This is a genomic window from Salinicoccus sediminis (assembly GCF_000986795.1).
Lineage (GTDB): Bacteria > Bacillota > Bacilli > Staphylococcales > Salinicoccaceae > Salinicoccus > Salinicoccus sediminis.
The window spans coordinates 55,721-81,928 of the sequence record NZ_LAYZ01000003.1 but is presented as its reverse complement, the minus strand read 5'-3'; the positions used below and the strand labels follow the sequence as shown (position 1 = coordinate 81,928).

Genomic DNA, 26,208 nt, shown 5'->3' with positions numbered 1-26,208 from the left:
CCAAAAATGTAGTATAATATAGAAGTGAGAGTTAGGAGGATGAGTGAATGGAAAGTATCCAATTCGATGAAATCATTACGCTGGGTCAGTTCCTCAAGCATGAAGGGATAATCGGTACAGGCGGGGAAGCGAAATGGTTCCTCCAGGAAAACGAAGTGTTCCTGAACGGCGAGCCTGAGAACCGCAGGGGCAAGAAGCTTCATGACGGCGATGAACTGGACCTCGGGGATGCCGGGCACTACAGGATAGAATACCCGAAATGATCCTGAAAAATATACATCTGGGAAATTTCAGAAACTATGAGTCGCTGGATCTCGAATTCCACCCGAAGCTCAATGTCTTCATCGGCCGGAACGCCCAGGGCAAGACGAACCTGCTTGAGTCCATCTACTTTCTGGCGCTGGCCAAGAGCCACCGGACCGCAAAGGACAAGGAACTCATCCGTTTCAAACAGGAGGAGGCTTTCGTCAACGGCAGCATCAGGACTGCATACAGCGACCTCCCCCTGTCGATCAGCGTGAGCTCCAAAGGCAAGCGCGCGAAAGTGAACCATATGGAAGTTGCCAGGCTGAGCCAGTACATCGGCCATTTGAATGTCGTCCTCTTTGCACCGGAGGATCTGAATATCGTCAAGGGCTCGCCCCAGGTCAGAAGGAAATTCATCAATATGGAATGCGGTCAGATTTCAAAGGTGTACCTCAACATGCTGAGCGGATATCAGAAGGTCCTGGTCCAGAAGAACAATTATTTGAAACAGAGGAATGTCGATCAGGTGATGATCGATGTCCTGAACGCACAACTTGCAGAATATGCAAGTTTAATTATTTTAAAAAGGCAGCAGTTCATCCGGACCATTGAGAAGTACGCAAGCCGGATCCACGGGGATATTTCAAACGGCAATGAATCATTGGCGGTCCGCTACAGGCCGAATATCAAATTCGAATCGGAAGATGAAAAATCCCTGGAGCTTGAGATCAAGTCGCTGCTCGATGACACACTTGAAAAGGAAATCGAGCGCGGACAGGCCCTGACCGGCCCCCACAGGGATGATATATCGTTTTATATCAATGATTTCGATGTCCAGACATACGGCTCCCAGGGGCAGCAGCGGACGACAGCCCTGTCGGTGAAACTGGCGGAGCTCGAGCTGATCCATGAGGAGATCGGGGAATACCCGGTACTTCTTCTGGATGATGTCCTGAGCGAGCTCGACGAGACGCGGCAGTCCCATCTGCTCACCTCGATCCGCAACAGGGTCCAGACGTTCGTCACAACGACATCGATCAGCGATATCAATCACACAATCATGGATGAAATGCAGTCATTCAGCATAGATGACGGGAAAGTTAAAGTATAGCGGAAGGTGATAACATGGCTGAAACAAATCAAGAACAGTACGGCGCCAGTCAGATACAGGTACTGGAAGGCCTGGAAGCGGTCAGAAAGCGTCCGGGTATGTACATCGGATCCACAGCATCGAAGGGGCTCCACCACCTGGTGTGGGAAATCGTCGATAACAGCATCGACGAGGCGATGGCCGGGTATGCCACGCGTGTGAACGTGACGGTTGAAAAGGACAACTGGATAAAAGTGACCGACAACGGCCGGGGCATCCCGGTGGACATACAGGAGAAGATGGGCCGTCCGGCGGTCGAAGTCATCCTGACAGTACTCCATGCCGGCGGTAAATTCGGCGGCGGCGGCTACAAGGTCTCCGGCGGCCTGCACGGTGTCGGTTCCTCCGTCGTAAACGCACTGAGCGAGACACTCGAAGTGTACGTCCACCTCGATGGAAAGATCCATCATCAGCAATACAAGCGCGGTGTGCCGCAGTTTGACCTCAAAGTCTTCGGCGAGACGGACAAGACGGGCACGATGATCCGTTTCAAGGCGGACCCGGAAATATTCACCGAAACGACAGAATATGAGCTGGACATCCTGCAGCACCGCATCAAGGAGCTTGCATTCCTGAACAAGGGGCTCGAGATCAATCTGACCGACGAACGCGGCGAAGAGGATGAAACATTCAGCTACCACTACGAGGGCGGCATCAAGTCCTACGTCGAGCAGATGAATGAAACCCGCGAAGTGCTCCACGATGACGTGATCTACATGCACAGTGAAAAAGATGACATCGAAGTGGAAATCGCGCTCCAGTACAACAGCGGCTTCACGACCACGCTGCTGTCGTATGCAAACAACATCAACACTTACGAAGGCGGTACGCACGAAGACGGTTTCAAGCGTGCGCTGACGAAAGTGATCAACAATTACGGCCTCACCAACAAGATCATCAAAGAAGGCGAAGTCCGGCTGAGCGGCGAAGATGTGCGCGAAGGGATGACGGCGGTCGTCTCCATCAAGCATACCGATCCGCAGTTTGAAGGGCAGACTAAGACGAAATTCGGCAACTCCGAAGCCAGGCTGATCACCGATCAGCTTTTCACAGAAGGCTTCGAACGCTTCATGATGGAAAACCCGCCGGTCGCAAAAGTCATCGTCGAAAAAGGGATCACAGCCCAGCATGCAAGGCTTGCCGCGAAAAAGGCACGGGAGATGACACGCAGGAAATCCGCGCTTGAGATATCCAGCCTGCCGGGTAAACTTGCGGACTGTTCGAGCAAGGATCCGGCGGAAAGTGAACTGTTCATCGTCGAGGGTGACTCAGCGGGCGGTTCCGCGAAATCCGGCCGGGATTCGACCACACAGGCCATCCTGCCGCTCCGCGGTAAAATACTGAACGTCGAGAAAGCGCGTCTTGACCGCATCCTCAACAATAATGAAATCCGTTCAATGATCACAGCGCTCGGTACGGGCATCGGCGAGGAGTTCGACCTTTCCAGGGCACGGTACCACAAGATCGTGATCATGACGGATGCCGATGTCGACGGCGCGCATATCCGCACGCTGCTCCTGACATTCTTCTACCGCTTCATGAAGCCGCTGATAGAAGCGGGGTATGTATATATCGCCCAGCCGCCGCTCTATAAAGTCGAGCAGGGCAAGAATAAGCACTATGTATTCGATGACAGGGAACTTGACAGGCTCAAAAGTGAGCTCAAGGATACACCGAAGATTTCCCTCTCCAGGTACAAAGGTCTCGGCGAGATGAACGCCGACCAACTGTGGGAGACAACGATGGATCCCGGCTTCCGGTCACTGCTCCAGGTGTCCCTGAAGGATGCCGTGGATGCCGACCAGACATTTGAAATGCTGATGGGCGACATCGTCGAGCACAGGAAGACCTTTATCGAAGAGAATGCAATGTACGTACAGAACCTGGATGTTTAAAGATGGAGGTAAATATGAATGAGTGACGAAAAAGACAGACTGCAGCAGGTCAATATCAGCAAGGAGATGCGTACGTCATTCCTGGATTATGCAATGAGTGTCATCGTCTCGAGGGCGCTCCCCGATGTCCGGGACGGCATGAAGCCCGTGCACCGGAGAATACTTCACGGCATGCATGACAACGGCATGACCGCTGATAAACCGTATAAGAAATCCGCGCGTATCGTCGGCGATGTCATGGGTAAATACCATCCGCATGGCGACTCGTCCATCTATGATGCCATGGTCCGCATGGCGCAGGATTTCAGCTACCGCTATCCGCTCGTCAACGGCCAGGGGAACTTCGGTTCCATGGACGGCGACGGTGCTGCGGCGATGCGTTACACAGAGGCGAAGATGAGCAGGATTTCCATGGAACTCATGCGGGACATCAACAAGGATACCATCGATTTCCAGGATAACTATGACGGCAACGAACGCGAGCCGGTGGTCCTTCCCGCCCGCTTCCCGAACATGCTCGTCAACGGGGCGAGCGGTATTGCCGTCGGCATGGCGACGAATATTCCGCCGCACAACCTGAAAGAAGTGATCGATGCGGTGCTTGCCTTGTCAAAAGATGATGAAATCACCCTGCCCGAGCTCATGGAACACGTGAAGGGTCCGGACTTCCCAACTTCCGGCCTCATCGTCGGCAAGGGCGGCATCCGCAAAGCCTATGAAACGGGCAGGGGCTCCATCATCATGCGCGCAAAATGCGAAATCGAAATGATGAAGAACGGCAAGGAACGCATCATCGTCTCTGAAGTCCCCTATCAGGTCAACAAGGCGCGGCTCGTTGAAAAGATTGCCGAACTGGCACGGGACAAGAAGATCGAGGGTATCACCGATCTGCGTGATGAGACGAGCCTCAAGGAAGGCGTCAAGATCATCATCGAGATCCGGAAGGATAAGAATGCCAATGTCATCCTGAACAATCTCTACAAACAAACGCCCCTTCAGACATCATTTGGCATCAATATGCTGGCGCTTGTCAAAGGCCAGCCGAAGATCCTCGGCCTGAAAGAGGTGCTGCACCATTATCTCGAGCACCAGAAAGTCGTTGTCCTCAGACGGACGAAGTTCGATCTGAAGCGTGCCGAAGACCGGGCGCACATCCTGGAAGGTCTGAAGATTGCGCTTGATAACATCGATGCCATCATCGCACTGATCCGCGGCTCACAGAATGATGAAGCGGCGAGAAGCGGCCTGATGGAGAAATTCGACCTGTCGGAACGCCAGGCGCAGGCCATCCTGGATATGCGTCTCCGCCGCCTGACCGGCCTTGAGCGTGACAAGATCGAGGACGAATATAACGAAATACTGAAGACCATCGAAGAACTCAAGGCCATCCTGGCGGATGAGGAGAAACTCCTTGAAATCATCCGCGAAGAACTGCTCGACATCAGGGATAGATACGGCGATGACCGCCGCACGGAAATCACCCTCGGCAACCTTTCCGACATCGAGGATGAAGACCTGATCCCTGAAGAACAGATTGTTGTGACACTCAGCCACAACAACTACATCAAACGTCTGCCGTCCTCCACATACCGCGCGCAGCATCGCGGGGGCCGCGGAGTACAGGGCATGAACACGATCGAGGATGACTTCGTCAGCCAGATCGTGACGATGAGCACGCATGATTACATCATGTTCTTCACCAATAAAGGGCGAGTGTACCGTCTGAAAGGCTATGAACTGCCTGAACTGTCCAGACAGTCCAAGGGCATTCCGATCGTCAACATGCTGGAAATCGACAAAGATGAAAAAATCAGCACAATGATTGCCGTGAAGGATAAGGATCCTGAGGAATTCGAAAATATGTTCCTTGTATTCGCCACGAAGAACGGACTCGTCAAACGGTCCGGCTTGGAGAACTTCGAACGAATCAACAAAAACGGCAAGATTGCGATTTCCTTCAGGGGAGATGATGAACTTCTGGCAGTACGTCTGACAGACGGCACGAAAGAAGTCATCCTGGGTACAAAATACGGTGCCCTCATCCGTTTCCCTGAAGAGCAGATCCGCACGATGGGACGGACAGCTGCCGGTGTCAAAGGGATCAGGCTCCGTGAAGATGACGAAGTCGTCGGCCTTGATGTGCTGGCGGAAGACCAGTCGATCCTTGTTGTAACGGACAACGGTTATGGCAAACTGACGCCTGAAGCGGAATACCGCATTACGAACCGCGGCGGTGTCGGCGTCAAGACGGCAAACCTCACCGACCGTGTCGGTGAACTGATCTACATCGCCTCTGTGAACGGCGATGAGGACCTGATGATCGTGACCAATCACGGTGTCATCATCCGCCTTGTGATGGAAGAGGTGTCCGTTCTGGGGCGTAACACACAGGGTGTCAGGCTGATCAAGCTGTCCGGCGACCAGAAGGTCGCGACAGTCGCCAAAGTGAAAGAGGAAATCGAAGAGGAAGAACTCACCCTCGACAATGAAGCGGCGACGGAGGAAGCGGCTGAAGATGTTACAGAAGAGACGCTGACTGCAGAAGAATCACTGAATCCTTCTGAAGATGAAACTGAAGAATGATCCATCAACCCGCAGTGAAAGCTGCGGGTTTTTTCGTACATTGCCAATCACCCGTGTAAGCGCTATAATGAAAACAGTCATTAGTGAATTCAGAAGAGTTATCAATAGAAAATAAGCCGGTTTAAAAGAGGTATTACCGATGAGCAATGAAACACATCAGAAAGCATTTGGCAAATATGCGACGCTTTCGGCCCTGCTGGGCGAGAAGACGGCGCTCGGACTGATGCCTGACCACAGAGAGTTCAGTGTGATCACGGGCAAAGTCGGGTCGATGGATCTGAAAAAAGTCATTTCATCCGTTGAAACGGCGGCAAAGCGCAACGAACTGATCAATCCCGATATCTACCGGGAAACGCATGCGCTCTATCATGCGATCATCGAGGCGGCCGAGGGCGTGACGCGCGGAAAACTGAGCGTCGGCGAAGTCATGCGGACGGTAGGGCTTTCATTCTCCGTCGTCAGGGGATATCCGTATGAAGATCAGCATGAGGGCGAATGGCTTGCGGTCTGCTTCTACGGCACCATCGGTGCACCGATCAAGGGGAAGGAACACGAAACCCTGGGTCTTGGAATCAACCATATCTAGACAATAGGATAATACATGTCACAGACATCAGCTATTAGAGACACTGGAATCCCGTAACGGGATTATTGTGTCTTTTTTTATTGCCAAAAAGGAGGAGACAGAATGACAGTTTTAACTTTGGAAGGCCACGGCCTGACGATCGACAAGATGAAATCATTTCTTGCGGATGCAGGCAGCACAATCGAAATATCGGAGGGAGCATATGAAAATGTGCGGCGCTCAAGGAGGATCGTCGAGGATATCATAGAGCATGAAAAGACGATCTACGGCATTACGACGGGCTTCGGGCTGTTCAGCGATGTAAGGATTTCGAAGGACAGGACACAGGACCTTCAGGTCAATCTGATCCGTTCGCATTCATGCGGTGTAGGCAGGCCGTTTGGTGAACACACGGTGCTCGCCATGATGGTGCTGCGGCTGAATACGCTGCTCAAGGGGCACTCCGGGGTGACCGTCGCACTCGTCGATCAGCTGAAGACGTTCATCAATGAGCGCATCATACCGAAAGTGCCGGAACAGGGTTCTCTCGGGGCATCCGGCGACCTTGCCCCGCTCTCGCACCTCGCGATTGCACTCATCGGCGAAGGCGAAGTTTACCATAAAGGGGAACTTCGTGAATCTAAAAGTGTGATGGAATCGCTCGGCATCACGCCGCTCACTTTGGAGGCGAAGGAGGGGCTCGCCCTGATCAACGGCACCCAGCCGATGACGGCACAGGGGCTGATCAACTACATCGAGGCCGGGAAACTGATGGATGACAGTGTCTGGATCGCCTCCCTCACCCATCAGGCGCTGAACGGCATCACGGATGCGTTCAACGAAAAGGTGCATACTTCAAGGGGCTATCCGGAGCAGGTGGAAGTGGCCAGGCAGCTCCGCAGCTATCTGGAGGGATCATCCCTCACGACGAGACAGGGCGAAGTGAGGGTGCAGGACGGCTATTCGCTCAGATGCATCCCGCAGGTTCACGGGGCATCACTGCAGACACTCGCCTATGTAAAGGACAAGCTTGAAATCGAAATGAATGCGGCCAACGACAATCCGCTCGTTTTCGGGGAGGATGAGGTCATTTCCGGCGGGAACTTCCACGGCCAGCCGATCGCCATCGCCATGGATCTGCTCAAAATCGGCACGGCGGAGATTGCGAACATCTCAGAGCGCCGCATCGAGCGTCTGGTCAATCCGAGTCTGAACGGTGATCTGCCGGCATTCCTCAGTCCGGAGGAAGGGCTGCAGTCGGGCGCGATGATCCTGCAGTATTCAGCTGCGAGCCTGGTGTCCGAGAACAAGACGCTCGCCCACCCGGCAAGCGTCGATTCCATACCGTCGTCTGCGAACCAGGAGGATCACGTATCGATGGGGACGATCGGATCGAGGCACGCACGGGATATCATCGACAACATGCGCAATGTTCTGGCAACGGAGCTCTTCATCGCGTTGACAGCCGTCGAGATCAAGGGGATTGACGGCCTGTCGCCTAAAACACGGGAGAAATTCGACACTTACAGGGGAATCGTGGATTTCATCGGCCACGACCGCAATTTCAGCAAAGATATAAAAATATTATCGGACGCACTCAGGGTGGTTGACTGAGGGAGCTCATAGGCTGAAGCTATGGAACCATCGTATTTTGATATTTGTTTTTTATAAATCCGCCCCCTACACTTGATATAAGAAGTGAAAACGCTTACCAAAAAGGCGGAGGGGTGGATGATTTTGACCTATGTAACCAGGGAGGAAATGAAGCAGCAGAAAGGTGCCGGCATGTGGCGCTTTTTCCTTTACAGCGCGATCGGCATCATCCTGTTTTTCGTACCCGTCACACTTTACGGGAGCAGTTCGATACTGCTCGACCATTTTGTCACTCTGGTTGGAAATATTTTCGGCGATTCGATCAAATACTATACCCTGCTCGTCATCATGGCAGGTGCCCTCTATCCGTTCATGACCGGCGAGTGGAATAAAAACAGGCTTGAAATCGTGATCACCTTCTTCAAGATTGCGGGTGTCGCAGTCGGGTCCATGGTGGTCTTCCAGTTTGGACCGGCCTTCGTGCTGAGGGAGGATATCGGACCGTTCCTGTTCAACTCGCTGGCGGTCAACCTGAGCATACTGATTCCGGTGGGCGGCGCCGTACTGGGGCTTCTGGTCGGCTACGGGATGCTGGTGTACATCGGTGTCATCATGGAGCCCGTCATGCGGCCCATATTCAGGACACCGGGAAAATCCGCCGTCGATGCGGTTGCCTCGTTCGTCGGAAGCTACTCGATCGGCCTGCTGATTACGAACCGTGTATATAAAGACGGCCAGTACAGCAGGAAAGAGGCGATGATCATCGCCACCGGATTTTCGACGGTATCGGCGACATTCATGATCGTCATCGCAAGGACGCTCGATCTCATGAATCACTGGAACCTGTTCTTCTGGACGGCGCTCATCGTCACTTTTGCCGTGACGGCGCTGTCGGTGAGGATTCCGCCGCTCCGCACGGAGGAGGATTACTACTACAACGGCCGGGATAATTCCGAAAAAGAGGGTTTCGAAGGCGGCCGGCTCCCCTATGCATGGTATAAGGCGAAGCAGCAGTCCCATGAGAGCGAGCCGCTTGCAGCCAACATCAGCCGGAACTTCCGGGATGCCTTCAGGATGACGATGACGGTGGTGCCCACCATACTGTCGATCGGCCTGCTCGGGCTCGTCATCGTGGAATTCACGGATATCATCTATTGGGTGTCGTTCATCTTCTATCCGGTGCTCTGGCTGTTCCCGCTCGGGGATGTGCCGCTGCTTGCCGAAGCGGTCACAGTATCCATCATCGAGATGTTCCTGCCGTCCCTGTTGGTGGCTGATGCCGCGATAGAGATCAGGTTCATCACAGCCGTGATATCCGTATCATGCATCATCTTCTTCTCTGCGTTGGTGCCGTGCATACTGGCCACGGATATAAAGATGAAAGTATGGAAGATGGTGGCTGTCTGGTTCATACGGGCAGTGCTGTCACTCATCATTGTCATACCGGTCGCGTTATTTTTATTCTAAAAAATTCTTATACAGGGAGTGGATGATATGTCCAGAAAAATAACTGCAAAAAAAGGTTTGGAAATCGAATGCAAAGGCTGGGAGCAGGAAGCGGCACTCCGCATGCTCTACAACAACCTGGATCCTGAAGTGGCTGAGAGGCCCGGGGATCTTGTGGTATACGGCGGCATCGGGAAGGCTGCCCGCAACTGGGAATCCTTCGAAGCCATAGAAAATACGCTCCGCAATCTCGAAAAGGATGAAACGATGCTCATCCAGTCGGGCAAGCCGGTGGCTGTCTTCAGGACACATGAGGAAGCGCCGAGGGTGCTGCTGTCGAATTCTGTGCTCGTGCCGAAATGGGCGAACTGGGAGCATTTCAACGAGCTCGATAAGAAAGGTCTGATGATGTACGGGCAGATGACTGCGGGAAGCTGGATCTACATCGGTTCCCAGGGCATTGTCCAGGGGACTTATGAGACATTTGCGGAACTTGCGAACCAGAACTATGGCGGCTCGCTTAAGGGCACGGTTACACTGACTGCCGGCCTGGGCGGCATGGGCGGCGCGCAGCCGCTCGCCGTGACGATGAACGAAGGGATCGCAATCTGTGTCGAAGTGGATGAGACGCGTATCCAGAAGCGTCTGGATACGAAATATCTGGATACGAAGACGGATTCGCTTGAAGAAGCGCTGAAGCTGGCTGAAGAAGCGCGGGAGAAAGGTGAGGCGCTCTCCATCGGACTGCTCGGCAATGCCGCGGAAATCCATCATGAAATATTGAAGGGCGGCTTCAAGATCGATATCGTGACGGACCAGACATCAGCCCACGACCCGCTGAACGGCTATGTGCCGGAAGGATACAGCCTGGAGGAAGCGGCAAAGCTGCGTGAATCGGATACCAAAGAATATGTGAAGCTGTCTTCAGCCTCCATGGCGAAACATGTGGAAGCGATGCTTGAATTCCAACAGGGCGGCTCCGTCGTCTTCGACTACGGCAACAATATCCGCCAGGTGGCGTTTGACGACGGTGTGGAGAATGCCTTCGGCTTCCCGGGCTTCGTACCGGCCTACATCCGCCCGCTCTTCTGTGAAGGCAAAGGCCCTTTCCGCTTTGCGGCACTGAGCGGCGATCCGAAGGATATAGAAGTGGCCGACCGCAAAATGCGTGAACTCTTCCCGGATAACGAAAAGCTGCTACGCTGGCTCGATATGGCCCAGGAGAAGATCGCCTTCCAGGGGCTGCCCTCAAGAATCGCATGGCTCGGCTACGGCGAGCGTGCGAAGATGGGGCTTGCACTCAATGAACTCGTGGCGAGCGGTGAAATCTCGGCGCCGGTCGTCATCGGACGGGATCACCTGGACAGCGGCTCTGTAGCGAGTCCGAACCGCGAGACGGAGAGCATGAAGGACGGCAGTGATGCTGTCGGCGACTGGGCGATCTTGAACGCGCTCGTAAACACGGCAGCAGGCGGTTCATGGATCAGCGTGCACCACGGCGGCGGCGTGGGCATGGGCTATTCCCTCCATGCCGGCATGGTCGTTGTGGCGGACGGCACCGAAAATGCGCAGCGCCGCCTGGAACGTGTACTCACAAGCGATCCGGGTATGGGTGTTGTAAGGCACGCCGATGCCGGGTACGGCACTGCGGTTGAAACAGCGAAGAAGCAAGACATCAACATACCAATGCTAAAGGAGAATGAATAATGAACGATACTATCATCAGAAATATAAAATCACTCATCCTGCCGAAAAAGACGGACAGGCCGCTCAGGGGCCGGGAGATGGATGAACTCAATATCATCGGTGATGCTATGGTCGTCATCGACGGCGGCAAAGTCGTCTATGCGGGAGCGGAGACAGACGGATATGAGGCTGAAGAGACGATCGATGCAGCCGGCATGATCGTCTCCCCTGCCCTCGTCGATCCGCATACCCATGTCGTCCACGGCGGCTCCCGTGAACATGAGATGGCGCTGAAGCGCCAGGGTGTGGATTATCTGACGATCCTTGAAAAAGGCGGCGGTATCCTGAACACTGTCGAACAGACGAGGAAAGCGACACATGAAGCGCTGTTCGACAAGGCATCAAAGAATATCACGCGCATGATCCAGCACGGCGTGCTCACGGTCGAAAGCAAAAGCGGCTACGGCCTCGACCGCGAAAATGAGCTTAAGCAGCTCAATGTTTCCCGGGAAATAGCGGAAAAATTCCCTATAGAGATGAAACACACATTCCTCGGACCGCACGCCATCCCGAAAGGGGCGGACAGCGAAACGTTCCTCAACGAAATGATCGGCTTGCTGGATGAAGTGAAGGACATCTCCGATTTTGCGGACATATTCTGTGAGACGGGTGTGTTCACCATCGACCAGTCCAGAAGATACATGGAAGCGGCAAACGAAAAGGGCCTCCGTGTGAAGATCCATGCCGATGAGATCGATCCGCTGGGCGGCCTTGAGCTGGCGATCGAACAGGATGCAATCAGTGCGGACCATCTGGTTGCCGCAAGCGAAACGGGGAAATCGATGCTTAAGGATTCGGATACGGTGGCGGTGCTGCTTCCGGGAACGACGTTCTATCTCGGCAAGGACAAGTTCGCCGATGCCCGCGGCATGCTGGATAACGACGGTGCCGTGAGCCTCGCGACTGATTACAACCCGGGCAGCTGTGTGACGGACAACCTCCAGATGATCATGGCAATCGCCGGTTTGAAACTTAAGATGACACCGAATGAAATCTGGAATGCGGTGACGGTCAATGCGGCGCATGCAATCGGGGCAGACCGCGGCACACTGCAGGAAGGCGATGCGGCAAACCTTGTCATCTGGGATGCACCGAACCATGAATATATCCCGTACCACTACGGTGTCAATCATGCCCATACGGTCGTTGCGGACGGCAGAGTGGTCTACGAGCGTCCGGGATTGCTGTAGCCTCCCCCTTGCCTTTTTACAGGATTCGTATTAGAATGGTTCTTAACTTGAATAGAAGCCGTCAGAAGGAAGCAGTAATGATCACTTGATGATAGAGAGGCCATGGTTGGTGGAAATGGCCGGAAAGTATCATGAATTTCCATCCTTCACAGATGACGGGCCGGTATCTTATCCATACCGTTAACAGTGAAGAGATGATGTCCTTGACATCAAATTAGGGTGGCAACGCGTATACCACGTCCCTTTCGGGGCGTGGTATCTTTTTATTCATAAAAACTACAACGATGGAGGCGGTCGCAATGCTGGATATCAAAAAAATCAGGAATGACAGAGAGAGTGTCAGGGAGAAGACGGAAAAACGGGGGATGGATCCTGTCGTCATCGATGAGATTCTGGAGCTTGACGGTGAGCGCAGGGAACTGATCCAACAGAGTGAGGCACTGAAGGGCAGGCGCAACAAAGTGTCCGAAGAGATCGCAGCCAAAAAGAAGAACAGGGAAGATGCGGATGATGTCATCCGGGAGATGCGCCGGGTCGGCGATGAAATCAAGGAAATCGACAACAGGCTCCAGGAAGTCAAAGAAGCGTATGAGTACCGCATGCACCGCATACCGAACCTGATCCACGATGATGTGCCCGAAGGTGCGGATGACACTGAAAATGTTGAGATCAGGCGTGAAGGCACACCGAGGGAATTCAGCTTCGAGCCGAAAGCGCACTGGGACCTTCTGGATACTCTCGGACTCGCCGATTTCGAACGTGCGGCGAAAGTGTCCGGCGCCCGTTTCGTCTACCACACCGGGGACGGTGCAAGACTCGAGCGGGCCCTGATGAATTTCATGCTCGATGTGCACAACAAAAACGGCTATAAAGAGATGATGACACCGCAGATCGTGCGCGGGGAAGCGATGTTCTCAACGGGCCAGCTGCCTAAATTCGAAGAGGATCTCTTCAAAGTGGAGGACATGGACATGTACACGATTCCGACGTCGGAAGTGACGCTGACCAACTTCCACAAGGATGAGACACTGGATAACGGTGAACTGCCGGTGAAGTTCACCGCCCAGACGGCCTGCTTCAGAAGTGAAGCCGGTTCTGCCGGCAGGGATACGCGCGGACTGATCCGCCTCCACCAGTTCAACAAAGTGGAGATGGTCCGTGTCGAGCGTCCCGAGGATTCCTGGGATGCCCTGGAAGAGATGACGGACCATGCCGAAAACATACTGAACCTCCTCGCCATCCCCCATCGTACAGTGCTGCTCTGCACCGGGGATATCGGGTTCGGCTCTTCCAAGACGTACGACGTTGAAGTATGGCTGCCGAGCTACAATGACTACAAGGAGATCAGCTCTGTCTCCAACATGACCGATTTCCAGGCGCGGCGCGGCAACATCAAATTCAAACGCGATAAGGCTGCCAGGCCCGAACTGCTCCATACACTGAACGGCAGCGGTCTTGCCGTCGGCCGTACGATGGCTGCACTGCTTGAAAACTATCAGAACGAAGACGGCACCGTGACGATCCCCGAAGTTTTAAGACCGTATATGAGTGGTCAGGAAAAGCTTGAAGCGTTATAATAGTAATACTGGATGCTCCTATTCATTTAGGGGCTTTATTTTATGGTTGGAGGAGTGAAATATTGAATAACAAAGTTTCGTTGCTTCAAATGATGATCGCCCTCCTGATGGTGTTTGTTTTCATCACACTGACTGACATCAGCCTGATCCTGGGCGGAATCATCCTCCCCTTTACCGTCTATTTCCTGGTAAAATTGAAGCATGAGTCGAACTATCATTTTTGGCTGACATTCGTCAGTTTTCTCATACCTGCAGTGTTCCTGCTGTCGGCCACTGTATGGCTCTGGTACCTGCTGCTCTATCTGCTCGCAGTGGTGCTGCACCGCACACTCACACAGAACATGTCACAGGAGCTCACGCTTTTCTATGTAACGGCGGCGCTCGCACTCGGCACGCTCGGCGGGTTGAACATCATGCAGTGGACGGGTGCGATAAGGCCGCTGTCCGATGTTTATATGAATTTCCGCGACTGGTATATGGGACAGCTCGACATGTACGGTGAATTTGCCGTCTCACAGATGGACACGGGACTCATCAGCCAGACGCTGGACCAGATTTTCATCAGCCTGCCTGCATATATCACGCTGATTTCCTTTGCGCTGGCACTGTACACGGTACTGATGCTGCGCCTCATCCTTAAGCCCTCTTTGGTGAAGCTCTGGGAATACCGTTCATTCAAAGACTGGAAATTCCCGCGCTTCATACTGTATTTATTTTTGATTTCATTTATAGTATCATTCTTTACAACCGAAGGGACGACGTTCTTCTCGACGATGAATAATATAATCATCGTGCTGGAATGGGTATTATATATACACGGTTTAAGTTTCGCCTACTTCTTTTTCAGGGAAAAGAGATTGCATGCGGCACTGTCGGTTCTGCTGCTGATCCCGCTGGTCATACTGAAGCCATTGACATTGCTGATCGGTATATTTGAAATGATCTTCAGACTGAGGACGATAATAGAACTTAAAAGGAAGTGATGATGATGTACAACGTGCTGGATAAAAGAATGATATTCATACCTTTTGGTATCGCAGCGTTCCACGTTCTCGTAATGAACATATTCATTACGGTCAATCATTTTAATACCGGCCTGTTATTCTTTGTTGTCAGCATCATCCTTCTGACACTGCTGTTTCTGTATCTCTACCGCTCTCTCAAAGTGAGCGAAATCAAATTCAGGCAGATGGCCCTTGATGTGGCCGGCAGCAAGCAGTATGCCATCGACAATCTGCCGATGGGTCTCATCCTGCTCAATGATGCGGATGAAATCGAATGGATGAATGACTATATGGGCAGAGTGATTCCGGCGGACAATGTGGGTGAGCCGATCAACAAGCTGTTCCCGAACATCATGACGACGCTGAAGGCGAATAACATCCAGATGACGGAATCATCCTTCAACGACCATCATTATAAAATCTACTGGGATGAGAATCACCAGGCGCTCCACCTTCTGGACATCACCAGCCAGCGCAACAGGGAGCTTGAACTCGAGGACAAGAAACCGGTCATCGGTATCCTGTTCCTCGACAACTATGACGATGTGACCCAGAATATGAGCGAAGCGGTAAAAAGCGAGCTCAACAACTCGATCACAAACACGATCAATGACTGGGCGAATCACCATCACATCTATATCCGCAGGTTCTCCCAGGACAGGTTCATCATTGTCCTGAACAGTAAAAGCCTGAAGGAGATAGAAGCGACACGCTTCAATCTGCTCGATGAGGTCCGTGAACGCTCCCAGGAAATCGGTGTACAGATCACTCTGAGCATCGGTATCGGGGAAGGCTCGAGCGACTACATCGAAGTCGGGGAGCTTGCCCAGTCGAGCCTCGATCTTGCACTCGGCCGCGGCGGGGACCAGGTCTCCATCAAGGCGGTGAACGGCAATGCCCGTTTCTACGGCGGCAAGACGGATCCGATGGAAAAACGGACACGCGTCAAGGCGCGCGTCATCTCCCATGCCCTGCGTGACATCCTGCTTGAGGGCGAGAACGTCCTGATCATGGGGCACAAGCATCCGGATATGGACGCGCTCGGTTCGGCGATCGGTGTGGCGAGGATCGCCACCATGAACGGCATCAAGGCCAACATCATACTGAATGATGAAGATATCGACGATACGCTCCAGCGCATGTTCAAGGAAGTCCAGGAACGCGAGGAGCTCATGGATCTCTTCGTCACGTCTGATGAGGCGTGGGACCTCATGAGCACCAAGACGACGGTGGTCGTCGTGGACACCCACAGACCGAGCATGGTCCTTGATGAAGTCATCCTGAACAAGGCGACGCGCAAGGTGATCATCGATCACCACAGGCGTGCCGATGACTTCATATCCAGCCCCCTGCTCGTCTATATGGAGCCCTATGCTTCAAGTGCGAGCGAACTTGTGGCGGAACTGCTGGAATATCAGAATAAAGAGCAGAAGCTCTCCCGTCTGGAAGCGACGATCATGCTTACGGGGATCATCGTCGATACGCGCAACTACACACTCCGCACAGGTTCGCGGACATTTGATGCGGCAAGCTTCCTGAGAAGCAACGGTGCGGATCCGGTACTCGCCCAGACGTTCCTGAAAGACGATATCGATACGTATATCGCACGCAGCGACCTGATCAAATCCGCAGAAATCCATGACAACGGCATGGCGATCGTCAAGGCGGATCCGTCCATGACCTACCATCCGGTCACGGTTGCCCAGGCCGCGGACCAGCTGCTGCAGATCGAAGGGGTCAAAGCTTCGTTCGTCATGGCCATCAGGGAAGATGAATCCATCGGCATCTCCGCACGCTCACTGGGTGAAATCAACGTCCAGATCGTCATGGAATCGCTGGGCGGCGGCGGCCATCTGTCCAATGCGGCAACGCGTGTCACGGACAAGTCGATGGACGAATTGTACGATGAACTTTTAAGCGCAATAGATGAAGTACTTGATAATAGGAGTGAAGAGGAATGAAAGTGATTTTTCTAAGTGAAGTCAAGAACAAAGGACAAAGAGGCGATGTCAAGGAAGTGCCCAACGGCTATGCACAGAACTACCTGTTCAAGAACGGACTTGCAGAGGAAGCGACACCGGGCAACCTGAAAAAGCTGAAGGAACAGCAGGATGCAGCAGCAGCGGCGGCGGAACAGAAACTTGTGGATGCCAAACTGCTGAAAGATGAAATAGAACAGAAAGAAGTCGAGATCAAGACCAAATCCGGTGATGACGGCAGGCTGTTCGGCTCCATCAGTTCCAAACAGATCGTAGAAGCATATGAAAAGCAGCACGGCATCAAGCTGGATAAAAGGAAAATCGATATGTCCCAGCCGCTGAAGAGCCTTGGCTACCACAAGCTGGAAGTCAAACTCCACCAGGAAGTGACAGCGGTCATCAGGGTCCATGTCGTTGAACAATAGACTGTAAAGGAGGGATTGGTTTTGGACATACATCAACAGATGCCGCATAACATGGAGGCGGAACAGTCTGTTCTCGGTGCCATACTGATCAATCCCGAAATCTTCATTTCCACGGCCGAAACGCTGGACCCCGAAGATTTCTACCGACGAGAGCATCAGAATATATACCGCGCGATGGGGATTCTGAGTGAAAACCATGAAAATATTGACGTAGTGACCCTGATCGATCAGCTGAAAAGCATGGAACAGCTCAACACGATCGGCGGGCCGCGCTACCTTGTCGAACTCTCCAACGTTGTGCCGACGAGCCGCAACGTTGGTTTCTATGTCAATATCGTTGCGAAATACTCACTCAAACGGACTCTGATCCAGACTGCCGAAGAGATTGCGAGCGAAGGGTTTTCCGATGAGACCGATGTCGAAGACCTGCTGACCGAAGCAGAGGGGAAGATCATGTCCATTTCGGAGAGCCGCAGGAACGAAGGGTTCAAATCGATGAAATCCGTCGTGCACGAAGTCTACGAACAGGTTGAGGCGCGGGCGGGACAGACATCCAGTACGACAGGGATCCCGACAGGCTACCGTGATCTCGACTTCATGACTTCAGGTTTCAACCGCAATGACCTGATCATACTCGCCGCCCGGCCCTCCATGGGTAAGACGGCATTCGCACTGAACATCGCAGGCCACGTGGGCACATCCGCAGACGGTTATACCGTCGCCATATTCTCCCTCGAGATGGGGGCGGACCAGCTCGTTTCCAGGATGATCTCGAGCCAGGGGATGATTGATGCGACCAAGCTGCGCCAGGGGAACCTGGGACATGACGACTGGGACAACTTCACCACGGCCATCGGCAGCCTCGCAGACTCGAAGATCTTCATCGACGACACGCCGGGCATCCGCGTGAACGACATCCGTTCGAAGTGCATGCGCCTCAAGCAGGAGCATGGCCTCGACATGGTCATCATCGACTATCTGCAGCTGATCCAGGGGTCGAGCAATAAAAGCAGTGACAACCGTCAGCAGGAAGTATCCGAAATATCCAGGATGCTCAAGGCACTCGCGCGTGAGATGGAATGTCCGGTGATTGCACTGAGCCAGCTTTCAAGAAGTGTGGAAACCAGACAGGACAAGCGTCCGATGATGAGTGACCTTCGTGAATCAGGCTCCATCGAGCAGGATGCGGATATCGTCGCCTTCCTCTACCGTGAGGACTACTATGTGCGCGGCGACGGCGAGGACGATGCCGAGGGAGCACAGAAAGAACAGGATGAGATAGAGATCATCCTGGCAAAACACCGTAACGGCCCGACCGGCACGGTCAAACTGATATTCAACAAATCCTACAGCAGCTTCTTTGACCAGGACAACAGGGACTACGGGGACGGATACATTCCGCCAAACTAATTTACGAATGTTTTTATATGGTGCATATAAAAACGTTCGTATTTTTATTGCAATTTTTCTCTCCTATTGGTAGAATGGTTACGGTATTTCAAAGAAGAAATTGGGGGACAATCAAATGTCTGGAACAGTAGTAGTCGGAACACAATGGGGCGACGAAGGTAAAGGTAAGATCACTGATTTTTTGTCTGAGGATGCTGACATCATCGCACGCTTCTCCGGAGGCAACAACGCGGGACATACGATACAGTTCGGCGGTGAGACTTACAAGCTGCATCTTGTACCGTCAGGAATCTTCTACGACGATAAGATATCCCTGATAGGAAACGGCGTCGTCATCGACCCGCTCTCTCTCATCAGGGAACTGGATGGTCTGATCGAACGCGGAATCTCCGTGGACAACCTGAGAATCTCAAACCGTGCGCAGGTCATCCTGCCCTACCACCTGCTTCAGGATGAACTGGAAGAGGAAGCGCGCGGTGAAAATAAGATCGGCACGACAAAACGCGGCATCGGACCGAGCTATGTGGACAAAGTACAGCGCATCGGCATCCGCATGGCGGACCTCATCGACGACGAGACATTCAGAAGGCGCCTTGAGGAGAACCTCAGGATAAAGAACCACACTTTCGAAGCATTGTACAACCGTGACGGATTCACATTTGATGAAATATACGAACCATATAAGAAAGCGGCGGAGCGTCTGGCACCTTACGTTACAGACACGGCAAAAGTACTGGATGATGCGTTCCAGGATAACGGCAAAGTACTGTTTGAAGGTGCCCAGGGTGTCATGCTCGACATCGACCACGGCACGTATCCGTTCGTTACCTCCAGCAACCCGGTTGCGGGCAACGTCACTGTAGGCTGCGGCGTCGGCACATCGTCCGTCAAAAACATCGTCGGTGTATGCAAGGCCTACACTTCAAGGGTCGGAGACGGACCGTTCCCGACGGAACTGTTCGACGACAGCGGACACCATATCCGTGAAGTCGGCCGCGAATACGGTACGACGACAGGACGTCCCAGACGTGTGGGCTGGTTCGACAGCGTAGTCGTCCGCCATTCCAGACGCGTGAGCGGCATTACAGACCTCTCACTGAACTCGATCGACGTACTGAGTGGCCTGGACACTGTAAAGATCTGTACCGCCTATGAAATCGACGGTCGGGAAATCACAGAATATCCGGCGACACTCGATGCACTGAAGCGTGCCAGGCCCATCTTCAAGGAGATGCCGGGCTGGCAGGAGGACATCACTGGCGTGAAGCGTCTTGAAGACCTCCCTGGGAATGCACGGAACTATCTCGAAGAGATCGAAAGGCTTTCCGGCGTGAAGATTTCAATCTTCTCCGTCGGTCCCGACCGCAACCAGACCAATCTGCTCAAAGATTTCTGGGCATAATAAAAAGTTCGGCCGGACATTGCCTGTCCGGCCGAACTTTTTTTGCTGCGCCTGAATAGCCGCCGGCCTAGTCGCCCGAGGAATGCAGGCCGCATTCCGTCTTGCCGGTCCCGGCCCATCTCCCGTCGCGGGAGTCGCCGCCTGAAGCGACCTGCGAAGTGCACGGTATGCATCCGATGCTCGGATAGTTGGAATCATGGAGCGTGTTATAGGGAAGATTGTGAATGGCGATATAGTCCCAGACATCCTCCCATGCCCAGTGGATCAGCGGGCATACTTTGATGGATTTGAAGCGCTCATCCCGGTTGACGAAATCGGTATTCCGGCGCCCGGGCGACTGCGCCCTCCTCAGGCCGGATAGCCAGGCGTCAGCACCGGATAAAGCTTCTTCGAGCGGTTTGATCTTGCGTATATAGCAGCACTGGTTCGGATTGCTCTGCCACAGGGCCTCGCCGTACTCCTCTGCCTGCTTGTCGAGGGAAAGATCCGGTTTTTTCATTTCAATACGGAGTGATGGATATTTCTCTTTCATCCTGTCGATCAGATCATAGGTTTCCCGGAAATGAAGATCTGTATCCAAAAAGACGATTTTGGCATCCCTTTTCACCCGGGAAATAAGATCTATGAGCACCATGGCCTCGGCCCCAAAACTGCAGGAATAAATGAGCGATTCACCAAAGTGTCCGTATGCCCAGTCCAGGATCCGGGCGGCCCCTTTTGTTTCATCATCGGGAGAGAAATCCTGAAAAGGATCAGCTGTAAAGTTTTCATAGCTCAACTTCGTTTCTGCCATGTTTCATTTCCCCTTTTCAGCATGATGTCCAAAAATATATAACTATGATGATTAGCCTATATGATAGTGATTTTCGTGTCAAAGGAAAACTATATCATCATACTCGGATTTAACGTATTTTTATCCTCTGCAGCCCGGGGCTGCGGGATTGGGAAACTTTCCACATTTAATTGATCTTTGCTTAAAATTTCAGTTGAAATTGAAATTTACCTCATGGTATAATAATGCTTGTGTCAAAGAGGATAATCAATATGGCCCGTTGGTCAAGCGGTTAAGACACCGCCCTTTCACGGCGGTAACACGGGTTCGAGTCCCGTACGGGTCACTTTACATAATTATATAAATCAATCATCATGGTCCCGTGGTGTAGCGGTTAACATGCCTGCCTGTCACGCAGGAGATCGCGGGTTCGATTCCCGTCGGGACCGTTTCGAGAGCCTCCAGCATACGAAAAGCTGGGGCTTTTTTGTTGTGCCGTCGTGGATAAAAATAATAAAAAGTGATACATTTATAATGGATAACTATGAAAAACGTGACTCCGAAGCAAAGTGAGGGAAAGAAATGGCTAAAAAAATTGTTGTAGTGGACGACGAGAGACCCATTGCAGATATACTGGAATTCAACCTTGAAAAAGAAGGGTATGAAGTACACTGTGCCTATGACGGCAATGATGCGCTTGAACTGATACTTGAGGTTGTGCCGGATATCGTACTGCTCGATATCATGCTGCCGGGCATGGACGGCATGGAAGTATGCCGTGAAGTCCGCAAGAAGCATGAGATGCCCATCATCATGCTGACCGCCAAAGATTCCGAAATCGACAAGGTGCTCGGTCTTGAACTCGGCGCGGACGATTATGTTACGAAGCCCTTCTCCACACGCGAGCTGATCGCCCGCGTAAAGGCGAACCTGAGACGGAACCAGGAGACCGCCCCCAAAGAGAAAGAAGTGGAGACCAACAATATACAGATCAAGGACATCACGATACTGCCGGATTCCTATGCGATCAAAAAGCACGGCAGGGATATTGAACTCACCCACCGTGAATTTGAGCTGTTCCATTATCTTGCGAAACACCTGTCCCAGGTGATGACCCGGGAACACCTGCTTGAAACGGTCTGGGGATACGACTATTTCGGCGATGTCCGGACAGTCGATGTGACAGTCAGAAGACTGAGGGAAAAGATAGAGGATGATCCTTCCCATCCGGAATACCTGATGACGCGCAGGGGTGTGGGTTATTATATCCAAGGCGATGAATAAAGGAGTTAACACGTAAATGAAGCAGTTTTTCAGGAACCTTCAGTCCCTCCATATAAAGCTTGTCATCATCTATGTCCTTCTCATCGTCATCGGCATGCAGATCATCGGCCTTTATTTCACGAATACGCTTGAGAAGGAACTGACAGGCAACTTCCAGGACAATATCGAAACACAGGTCAGCCTCATCGATACGCGCATCAATGAACTGTATACGGAATATGGAGATGACCGTGAAGCGATGTGGGAGGAGATCCAGAAGCTTCTCTCCGACTACGGCAATCGGCCGGAGATCGAAGAAGTGCGTTATGTCAATTCAGATAACCTGCTCGTGGCAACGAGCAAAATATCCAATGAATCCAATATCGGTTCAAGGATAAATGCCCCACTCACCGAGGAGTCCATCTCAACGGGAACGCGGAACGACGAGATCTATGTAAACGTCGAACAGAACCATCAGCGCATATGGCTTCTGAACCAGCCCGTTATCCAGGACAGTCAGATTCTCGGTGCTATTTATGTTTCCTCGAATATCGAAACCGTGTATCAGCAGCTTGAAGCGATCAACAACACTTTCATCATCGCTACCCTGATATCGCTAATCATTACGAGCATACTCGGCATATTCATCGCGCGCACGATCACGCGCCCGATCACGGATATGAGGAACCAGGCGCTCCTGATGTCCGAAGGGGACTATACATCGCGCGTTAAAATATACAGCAATGACGAAATCGGTGAGCTTGCAGGCTCATTCAACATACTTTCAAAACGTGTCCAGGAGGCGCAGGCGAATACTGAGAGCGAAAAGAAACGCCTCGACTCCGTCATCACACACATGTCGGACGGTATCATCGCGACCGACAGGCGGGGCCGTATACGCGTAGTGAACGATATGGCGCTTGATATGATCAATATGCGCGGCGGGGACATATATGGGGAAAGCATGCTCGAACTGCTCGGGCTCGATCAGGAGATGCACCTCGAGGACATCCAGGAGATGAATGAAAGCCAGCTGATGTTCCTCGAAAAGGATGATGAGGAGACGACCATCCGCATCAACTTCTCGACGATTGTGAAGGATACGGGATTCATCAACGGCTATATCGCCGTGCTCCATGACGTTACGGATCAGGAACGGATCGACAATGAGCGCAGGGAGTTCGTGGCGAATGTCTCCCATGAACTGCGTACCCCGCTGACATCGATGCGGAGCTATCTCGAAGCGTTGCAGGAAGGGGCATGGCAGGATGAGGAGCTGGCACCGAAATTCCTCAGTGTGACCCGGGAGGAGACCGACCGGATGATCCGGCTGGTCGAGGATCTGCTGCAGCTGTCCAGGATGGACAACGAGGCAGAGGAACTGACGAAGGAAATCGTCGATTTCAATATGTTCCTAAACCGTATCATCGACCGCTTTGAAATGACGCACAAGGACGATGTCGACTTTGTCAGGAATATTCCGGACACGGCCATATTCACCGAAATTGCGATGGACAAGGTCGGCCAGGTGCTGGACAATGTCATTTCCAATGCGATCAAATATTCCAACAGCGAGAACAAGAGAGTCGAGTTCCATGTCAAACAGAACCGGCTCTACAACCGCATGACGGTACAGATCAAAGATAACGGGCTCGGCATCCCCGGCAGCAAGGTGGACCGCATATTCGAGCGGTTCTACCGCGTTGATAAAGGCCGTGCCCGCAAGATGGGCGGTACAGGCCTCGGCCTCGCCATCTCCAAAGAGATCATCGAAGCGCATGACGGCAGGATCTGGGCGAACAGCGTAGAGAATGAAGGTACGACGATCTTCATCAATCTGCCTTGTGAAACGCTTGAGGAGGATGTCTGGGATGTTTAGGGAAACAGCCAAATCAGTGATCCTTTTCGTGCTGGTGATCACGAGCGCCGTCCTCACCTACATGGTATGGAGCTACCAGCCCGAGTTTTCACAGGTCGATACATCCGTGGAATCCACCCCGAACATCGGCGGCGGTGAAACGGTATCATTCAAAAATGTCATGCGTGCCTATCAGCTTATCTGGGCGGACGGCAGTGACGTTCAGGGCACGATAGAAGAGGATGCTGTCGTCGGTGTCAGGGAATTTCTCGAGGGTACTGAAATACAGGACATAAACGTCTACAACAATATGAACAGGCTCGACCCTGCTGTGAACGAGGATGGGCAGGAAGAATTCCTCATCGTGGACTATCCGTCCGAAATGCCGGCAAAATCACTGTTCCAGGTGCTCGGTTTTGTTTATGACAGCGCCCTCCCCGACTACAGCTTTGACCGTATCATCGTGGATATGGCTTCTGAGAATGTGACGTTTTTCATGCTCAATGAATCACTGGACAAAGTCGCCGTGGCAAATACCGATATAGAGAGTGAGTACCTGCTGTCCATCGTTGAAAGATATGAGGATTCATTCGAGGATTATACAGGCATCATCACCAACCAGCAGACATCGAACAACAAGACGGCCATTTACGGTCCGAGTGACCCGGGAGAGGTCAGCGTCGAGAACTTCCTCTCCACCCAGTACAGTGTGGACGTGGTGAATGACATCCTCTTCATGGATGATGAAATATCGACCACGCGCAACGAGGATGTCTATGTGTATGAGGGCGAGAGCAATATCGCAACATACAGCAGCGACACCTACAGCTATTCGTATACGAACCTGGATGAAACGCTCTCTTCCGGCAGGAATCCGCATCAGACGATACAGCGGAGCTTCGATTTCCTCAATTCACATACGGCACTGGCCAACGAACATATACTGTTCGACTACGAAGAGGAATCGAATGAGTCCATCTACCGGTTAACCATGAACGGCTATGTCGTGTTCAGCGGTGAAATGCAGAATACCATTTCAGTGAAGTACGGCAATAATGCGGTGTATGAATATGAACGGCCGCAGCTGCACATTGATGCACATGTGCCCGGGGACCAGACGAAGGAGCTGACCACGCTTGAAAATGTCAGGTATCAGATTGCCCTGAATGAGGAGCTGGATCTTCAAAAAGTATCCAAGATCACCATCGGCTATGACATGGGCTTTGCAGAAAGCCAGACAGAGCTGAACCTTTTGGAGTTCACACCTGAGTGGTATGTGAAATATGACGGGGAATGGATGCGTTTTGATGAAGGGGGTCTTTATTAGATGGATTGGAAGCTGACAAAATCCCTTTATATACTGGTATTCCTCATCATCAATCTGGCACTCGTTTTCATGTTCTACAACAAGCAGCAGGACAGCGTGAAAAAGATCGAGGATGCACCGAGTGTCCTCGAAGAGACCGATATAGACGTATCGGCTGTCCCTGAGCATGAACCGATGAAGCTTAACGTGCTGACCGGAGAGGCGGAGGATTTTGAAGATGTGGAAGACGTTGACGCATCCGATGTAGAATCGTCCGAGAACAGCCACAGTCTCGTTGTGGAGTTCGAAGAAGGGGACCCCGCCCCGTCGATGGATCCAGAATCGCTTGAGCAATATAAGTCGGAGAGTATTTACAGGGGCGGGGATTACGAGTATGATGAAGTGATGAGCAAAGGGAACAGGCGGATATTCAACCAGCAGTTCGAAGGTCTGCCGATCTTCAATCATGAATCAGCAAGGCTCATCTTCCGCGGGGAAGGACCCGAAGCGGAAGTGTATGAACAGGCACATCTTAAAAACCTGAGAGAGAACTCATACTCCACCCCGGCTGCGGTCAGGGATCCCAGACAGGGTGTCATCGATCTGTATCAGCGCGACAGGATTTCAGAGGAAGCCGTGGTTGAAAATGCGCGGCTCGGCTACTACGTCATCCTGAACGACGGGGATCAGGTCATGCTGAGGCCGAAATGGGAATTCAGGATTTCCGACCAGGGCGTCGAGAAGACGATCTATATAGATGCCATCAGTGAAACAGAAGATATAATCGAAAGTGAGTGA

General features: G+C 52.4%; 20 protein-coding genes and 2 tRNA genes. 21 read left to right on the top strand and 1 reads right to left on the bottom strand.

What is annotated here, in order from left to right; all coding sequences use genetic code 11:
• The first annotated feature begins 47 nt into the window (after positions 1-47).
• The 15 genes from yaaA to WN59_RS06485 all read left to right on the top strand — a co-directional run bounded on the left by yaaA (position 48) and on the right by WN59_RS06485 (position 20,211).
• Positions 48-263, top strand: coding sequence for a S4 domain-containing protein YaaA (yaaA, locus tag WN59_RS06555; RefSeq protein ID WP_046514640.1), 216 nt, complete (start codon positions 48-50; stop codon positions 261-263).
• Positions 260-1,357 (top strand): DNA replication/repair protein RecF, encoded by a 1,098-nt coding sequence (recF, locus tag WN59_RS06550; protein ID WP_046514637.1) that lies wholly within the window; start codon positions 260-262, stop codon positions 1,355-1,357. The genes yaaA and recF overlap by 4 nt, the downstream gene beginning before the upstream one ends.
• 14 nt (positions 1,358-1,371) lie before the next feature.
• Positions 1,372-3,291: a DNA topoisomerase (ATP-hydrolyzing) subunit B gene (gene gyrB, locus WN59_RS06545; RefSeq protein WP_046514635.1), complete on the top strand. Its 1,920-nt coding sequence runs from the start codon at positions 1,372-1,374 to the stop codon at positions 3,289-3,291.
• A gap of 18 nt (positions 3,292-3,309) precedes the next feature.
• Positions 3,310-5,874 carry a DNA gyrase subunit A gene (gene gyrA, locus WN59_RS06540; RefSeq protein WP_046514633.1) on the top strand — a complete coding sequence of 855 codons (2,565 nt, stop codon included), beginning with the start codon at positions 3,310-3,312 and terminating at the stop codon, positions 5,872-5,874.
• 139 nt (positions 5,875-6,013) lie between these two features.
• Positions 6,014-6,460, top strand: a complete 447-nt coding sequence (gene hutP / locus WN59_RS06535; RefSeq protein WP_046514631.1) for a hut operon transcriptional regulator HutP — start codon at positions 6,014-6,016, stop codon at positions 6,458-6,460.
• A 102-nt stretch (positions 6,461-6,562) separates the two neighbouring features.
• Positions 6,563-8,053 (top strand): histidine ammonia-lyase, encoded by a 1,491-nt coding sequence (gene hutH / locus WN59_RS06530; RefSeq protein ID WP_046514628.1) that lies wholly within the window; start codon positions 6,563-6,565, stop codon positions 8,051-8,053.
• A gap of 117 nt (positions 8,054-8,170) precedes the next feature.
• Positions 8,171-9,499 carry a YjiH family protein gene (locus WN59_RS06525; protein ID WP_046514625.1) on the top strand — a complete coding sequence of 443 codons (1,329 nt, stop codon included), beginning with the start codon at positions 8,171-8,173 and terminating at the stop codon, positions 9,497-9,499.
• Between the two features lie 27 nt (positions 9,500-9,526).
• Positions 9,527-11,185 (top strand): urocanate hydratase, encoded by a 1,659-nt coding sequence (hutU, locus tag WN59_RS06520; protein ID WP_046514622.1) that lies wholly within the window; start codon positions 9,527-9,529, stop codon positions 11,183-11,185.
• Positions 11,185-12,414, top strand: coding sequence for an imidazolonepropionase (hutI, locus tag WN59_RS06515; RefSeq protein ID WP_046514619.1), 1,230 nt, complete (start codon positions 11,185-11,187; stop codon positions 12,412-12,414). The genes hutU and hutI overlap by 1 nt, the downstream gene beginning before the upstream one ends.
• 299 nt (positions 12,415-12,713) lie before the next feature.
• Entirely contained in the window at positions 12,714-13,991 is a 1,278-nt protein-coding gene (serS, locus tag WN59_RS06510) for a serine--tRNA ligase (protein WP_046514615.1), read from the top strand.
• Between the two features lie 62 nt (positions 13,992-14,053).
• Complete coding sequence (locus WN59_RS06505) at positions 14,054-14,974, top strand: DUF2232 domain-containing protein (RefSeq protein ID WP_231577155.1); 921 nt, start codon at positions 14,054-14,056, stop codon at positions 14,972-14,974.
• 5 nt (positions 14,975-14,979) lie between these two features.
• Positions 14,980-16,956: a DHH family phosphoesterase gene (locus tag WN59_RS06500; protein WP_046514900.1), complete on the top strand. Its 1,977-nt coding sequence runs from the start codon at positions 14,980-14,982 to the stop codon at positions 16,954-16,956.
• Entirely contained in the window at positions 16,953-17,399 is a 447-nt protein-coding gene (rplI, locus tag WN59_RS06495; protein ID WP_046514608.1) for a 50S ribosomal protein L9, read from the top strand. The genes WN59_RS06500 and rplI overlap by 4 nt, the downstream gene beginning before the upstream one ends.
• 39 nt (positions 17,400-17,438) lie before the next feature.
• A complete protein-coding gene (gene dnaB / locus WN59_RS06490) occupies positions 17,439-18,809 on the top strand; it encodes a replicative DNA helicase (RefSeq protein WP_046514895.1) in 1,371 nt (456 codons plus the stop codon).
• 115 nt (positions 18,810-18,924) lie between these two features.
• A complete protein-coding gene (locus WN59_RS06485; RefSeq protein ID WP_046514606.1) occupies positions 18,925-20,211 on the top strand; it encodes an adenylosuccinate synthase in 1,287 nt (428 codons plus the stop codon).
• Positions 20,212-20,278: 67 nt separating this feature from the next.
• Here WN59_RS06485 and WN59_RS06480 read toward each other — a convergent pair whose 3' ends face one another.
• Positions 20,279-21,004 carry a phosphoadenylyl-sulfate reductase gene (locus WN59_RS06480; RefSeq protein ID WP_046514605.1) on the bottom strand — a complete coding sequence of 242 codons (726 nt, stop codon included), beginning with the start codon at positions 21,002-21,004 and terminating at the stop codon, positions 20,279-20,281.
• A gap of 253 nt (positions 21,005-21,257) precedes the next feature.
• On the opposite strand from WN59_RS06480, the gene WN59_RS06475 reads away from it, so the two are divergent.
• The 6 genes from WN59_RS06475 (at position 21,258) to yycI (ending at position 26,208) form a co-directional block, all read left to right on the top strand.
• Positions 21,258-21,329, top strand: a tRNA-Glu gene (locus tag WN59_RS06475).
• A gap of 30 nt (positions 21,330-21,359) precedes the next feature.
• Positions 21,360-21,432 (top strand) — tRNA-Asp (locus WN59_RS06470).
• A gap of 133 nt (positions 21,433-21,565) precedes the next feature.
• Entirely contained in the window at positions 21,566-22,267 is a 702-nt protein-coding gene (yycF, locus tag WN59_RS06465; RefSeq protein WP_046514603.1) for a response regulator YycF, read from the top strand.
• A 16-nt stretch (positions 22,268-22,283) separates the two neighbouring features.
• Entirely contained in the window at positions 22,284-24,125 is a 1,842-nt protein-coding gene (gene walK / locus WN59_RS06460) for a cell wall metabolism sensor histidine kinase WalK (protein WP_046514600.1), read from the top strand.
• Positions 24,118-25,431, top strand: coding sequence for a YycH family regulatory protein (locus WN59_RS06455; RefSeq protein WP_046514598.1), 1,314 nt, complete (start codon positions 24,118-24,120; stop codon positions 25,429-25,431). Before walK ends, WN59_RS06455 begins: the two co-directional genes overlap by 8 nt.
• Positions 25,432-26,208, top strand: coding sequence for a two-component system regulatory protein YycI (gene yycI / locus WN59_RS06450; protein ID WP_046514595.1), 777 nt, complete (start codon positions 25,432-25,434; stop codon positions 26,206-26,208). It abuts the gene before it with no gap.

What these genes read in the sequence shown, in the direction of transcription:
- WN59_RS06500 (WP_046514900.1), top strand. Translation starts at nt 14,980, where the DNA reads ATGTACAACGTGCTGGATAAAAGAATGATATTCATACCTTTTGGTATC.
- yycI (WP_046514595.1), top strand. Translation starts at nt 25,432, where the DNA reads ATGGATTGGAAGCTGACAAAATCCCTTTATATACTGGTATTCCTCATC.
- gyrB (WP_046514635.1), top strand. Translation starts at nt 1,372, where the DNA reads ATGGCTGAAACAAATCAAGAACAGTACGGCGCCAGTCAGATACAGGTA.
- rplI (WP_046514608.1), top strand. Translation starts at nt 16,953, where the DNA reads ATGAAAGTGATTTTTCTAAGTGAAGTCAAGAACAAAGGACAAAGAGGC.
- hutP (WP_046514631.1), top strand. Translation starts at nt 6,014, where the DNA reads ATGAGCAATGAAACACATCAGAAAGCATTTGGCAAATATGCGACGCTT.
- WN59_RS06480 (WP_046514605.1), bottom strand. Translation starts at nt 21,004, where the DNA reads ATGGCAGAAACGAAGTTGAGCTATGAAAACTTTACAGCTGATCCTTTT.
- gyrA (WP_046514633.1), top strand. Translation starts at nt 3,310, where the DNA reads ATGAGTGACGAAAAAGACAGACTGCAGCAGGTCAATATCAGCAAGGAG.
- recF (WP_046514637.1), top strand. Translation starts at nt 260, where the DNA reads ATGATCCTGAAAAATATACATCTGGGAAATTTCAGAAACTATGAGTCG.
- WN59_RS06485 (WP_046514606.1), top strand. Translation starts at nt 18,925, where the DNA reads ATGTCTGGAACAGTAGTAGTCGGAACACAATGGGGCGACGAAGGTAAA.
- hutH (WP_046514628.1), top strand. Translation starts at nt 6,563, where the DNA reads ATGACAGTTTTAACTTTGGAAGGCCACGGCCTGACGATCGACAAGATG.
- hutI (WP_046514619.1), top strand. Translation starts at nt 11,185, where the DNA reads ATGAACGATACTATCATCAGAAATATAAAATCACTCATCCTGCCGAAA.
- yycF (WP_046514603.1), top strand. Translation starts at nt 21,566, where the DNA reads ATGGCTAAAAAAATTGTTGTAGTGGACGACGAGAGACCCATTGCAGAT.
- walK (WP_046514600.1), top strand. Translation starts at nt 22,284, where the DNA reads ATGAAGCAGTTTTTCAGGAACCTTCAGTCCCTCCATATAAAGCTTGTC.
- WN59_RS06455 (WP_046514598.1), top strand. Translation starts at nt 24,118, where the DNA reads ATGTTTAGGGAAACAGCCAAATCAGTGATCCTTTTCGTGCTGGTGATC.
- serS (WP_046514615.1), top strand. Translation starts at nt 12,714, where the DNA reads ATGCTGGATATCAAAAAAATCAGGAATGACAGAGAGAGTGTCAGGGAG.
- WN59_RS06525 (WP_046514625.1), top strand. Translation starts at nt 8,171, where the DNA reads ATGATTTTGACCTATGTAACCAGGGAGGAAATGAAGCAGCAGAAAGGT.
- yaaA (WP_046514640.1), top strand. Translation starts at nt 48, where the DNA reads ATGGAAAGTATCCAATTCGATGAAATCATTACGCTGGGTCAGTTCCTC.
- hutU (WP_046514622.1), top strand. Translation starts at nt 9,527, where the DNA reads ATGTCCAGAAAAATAACTGCAAAAAAAGGTTTGGAAATCGAATGCAAA.
- dnaB (WP_046514895.1), top strand. Translation starts at nt 17,439, where the DNA reads ATGCCGCATAACATGGAGGCGGAACAGTCTGTTCTCGGTGCCATACTG.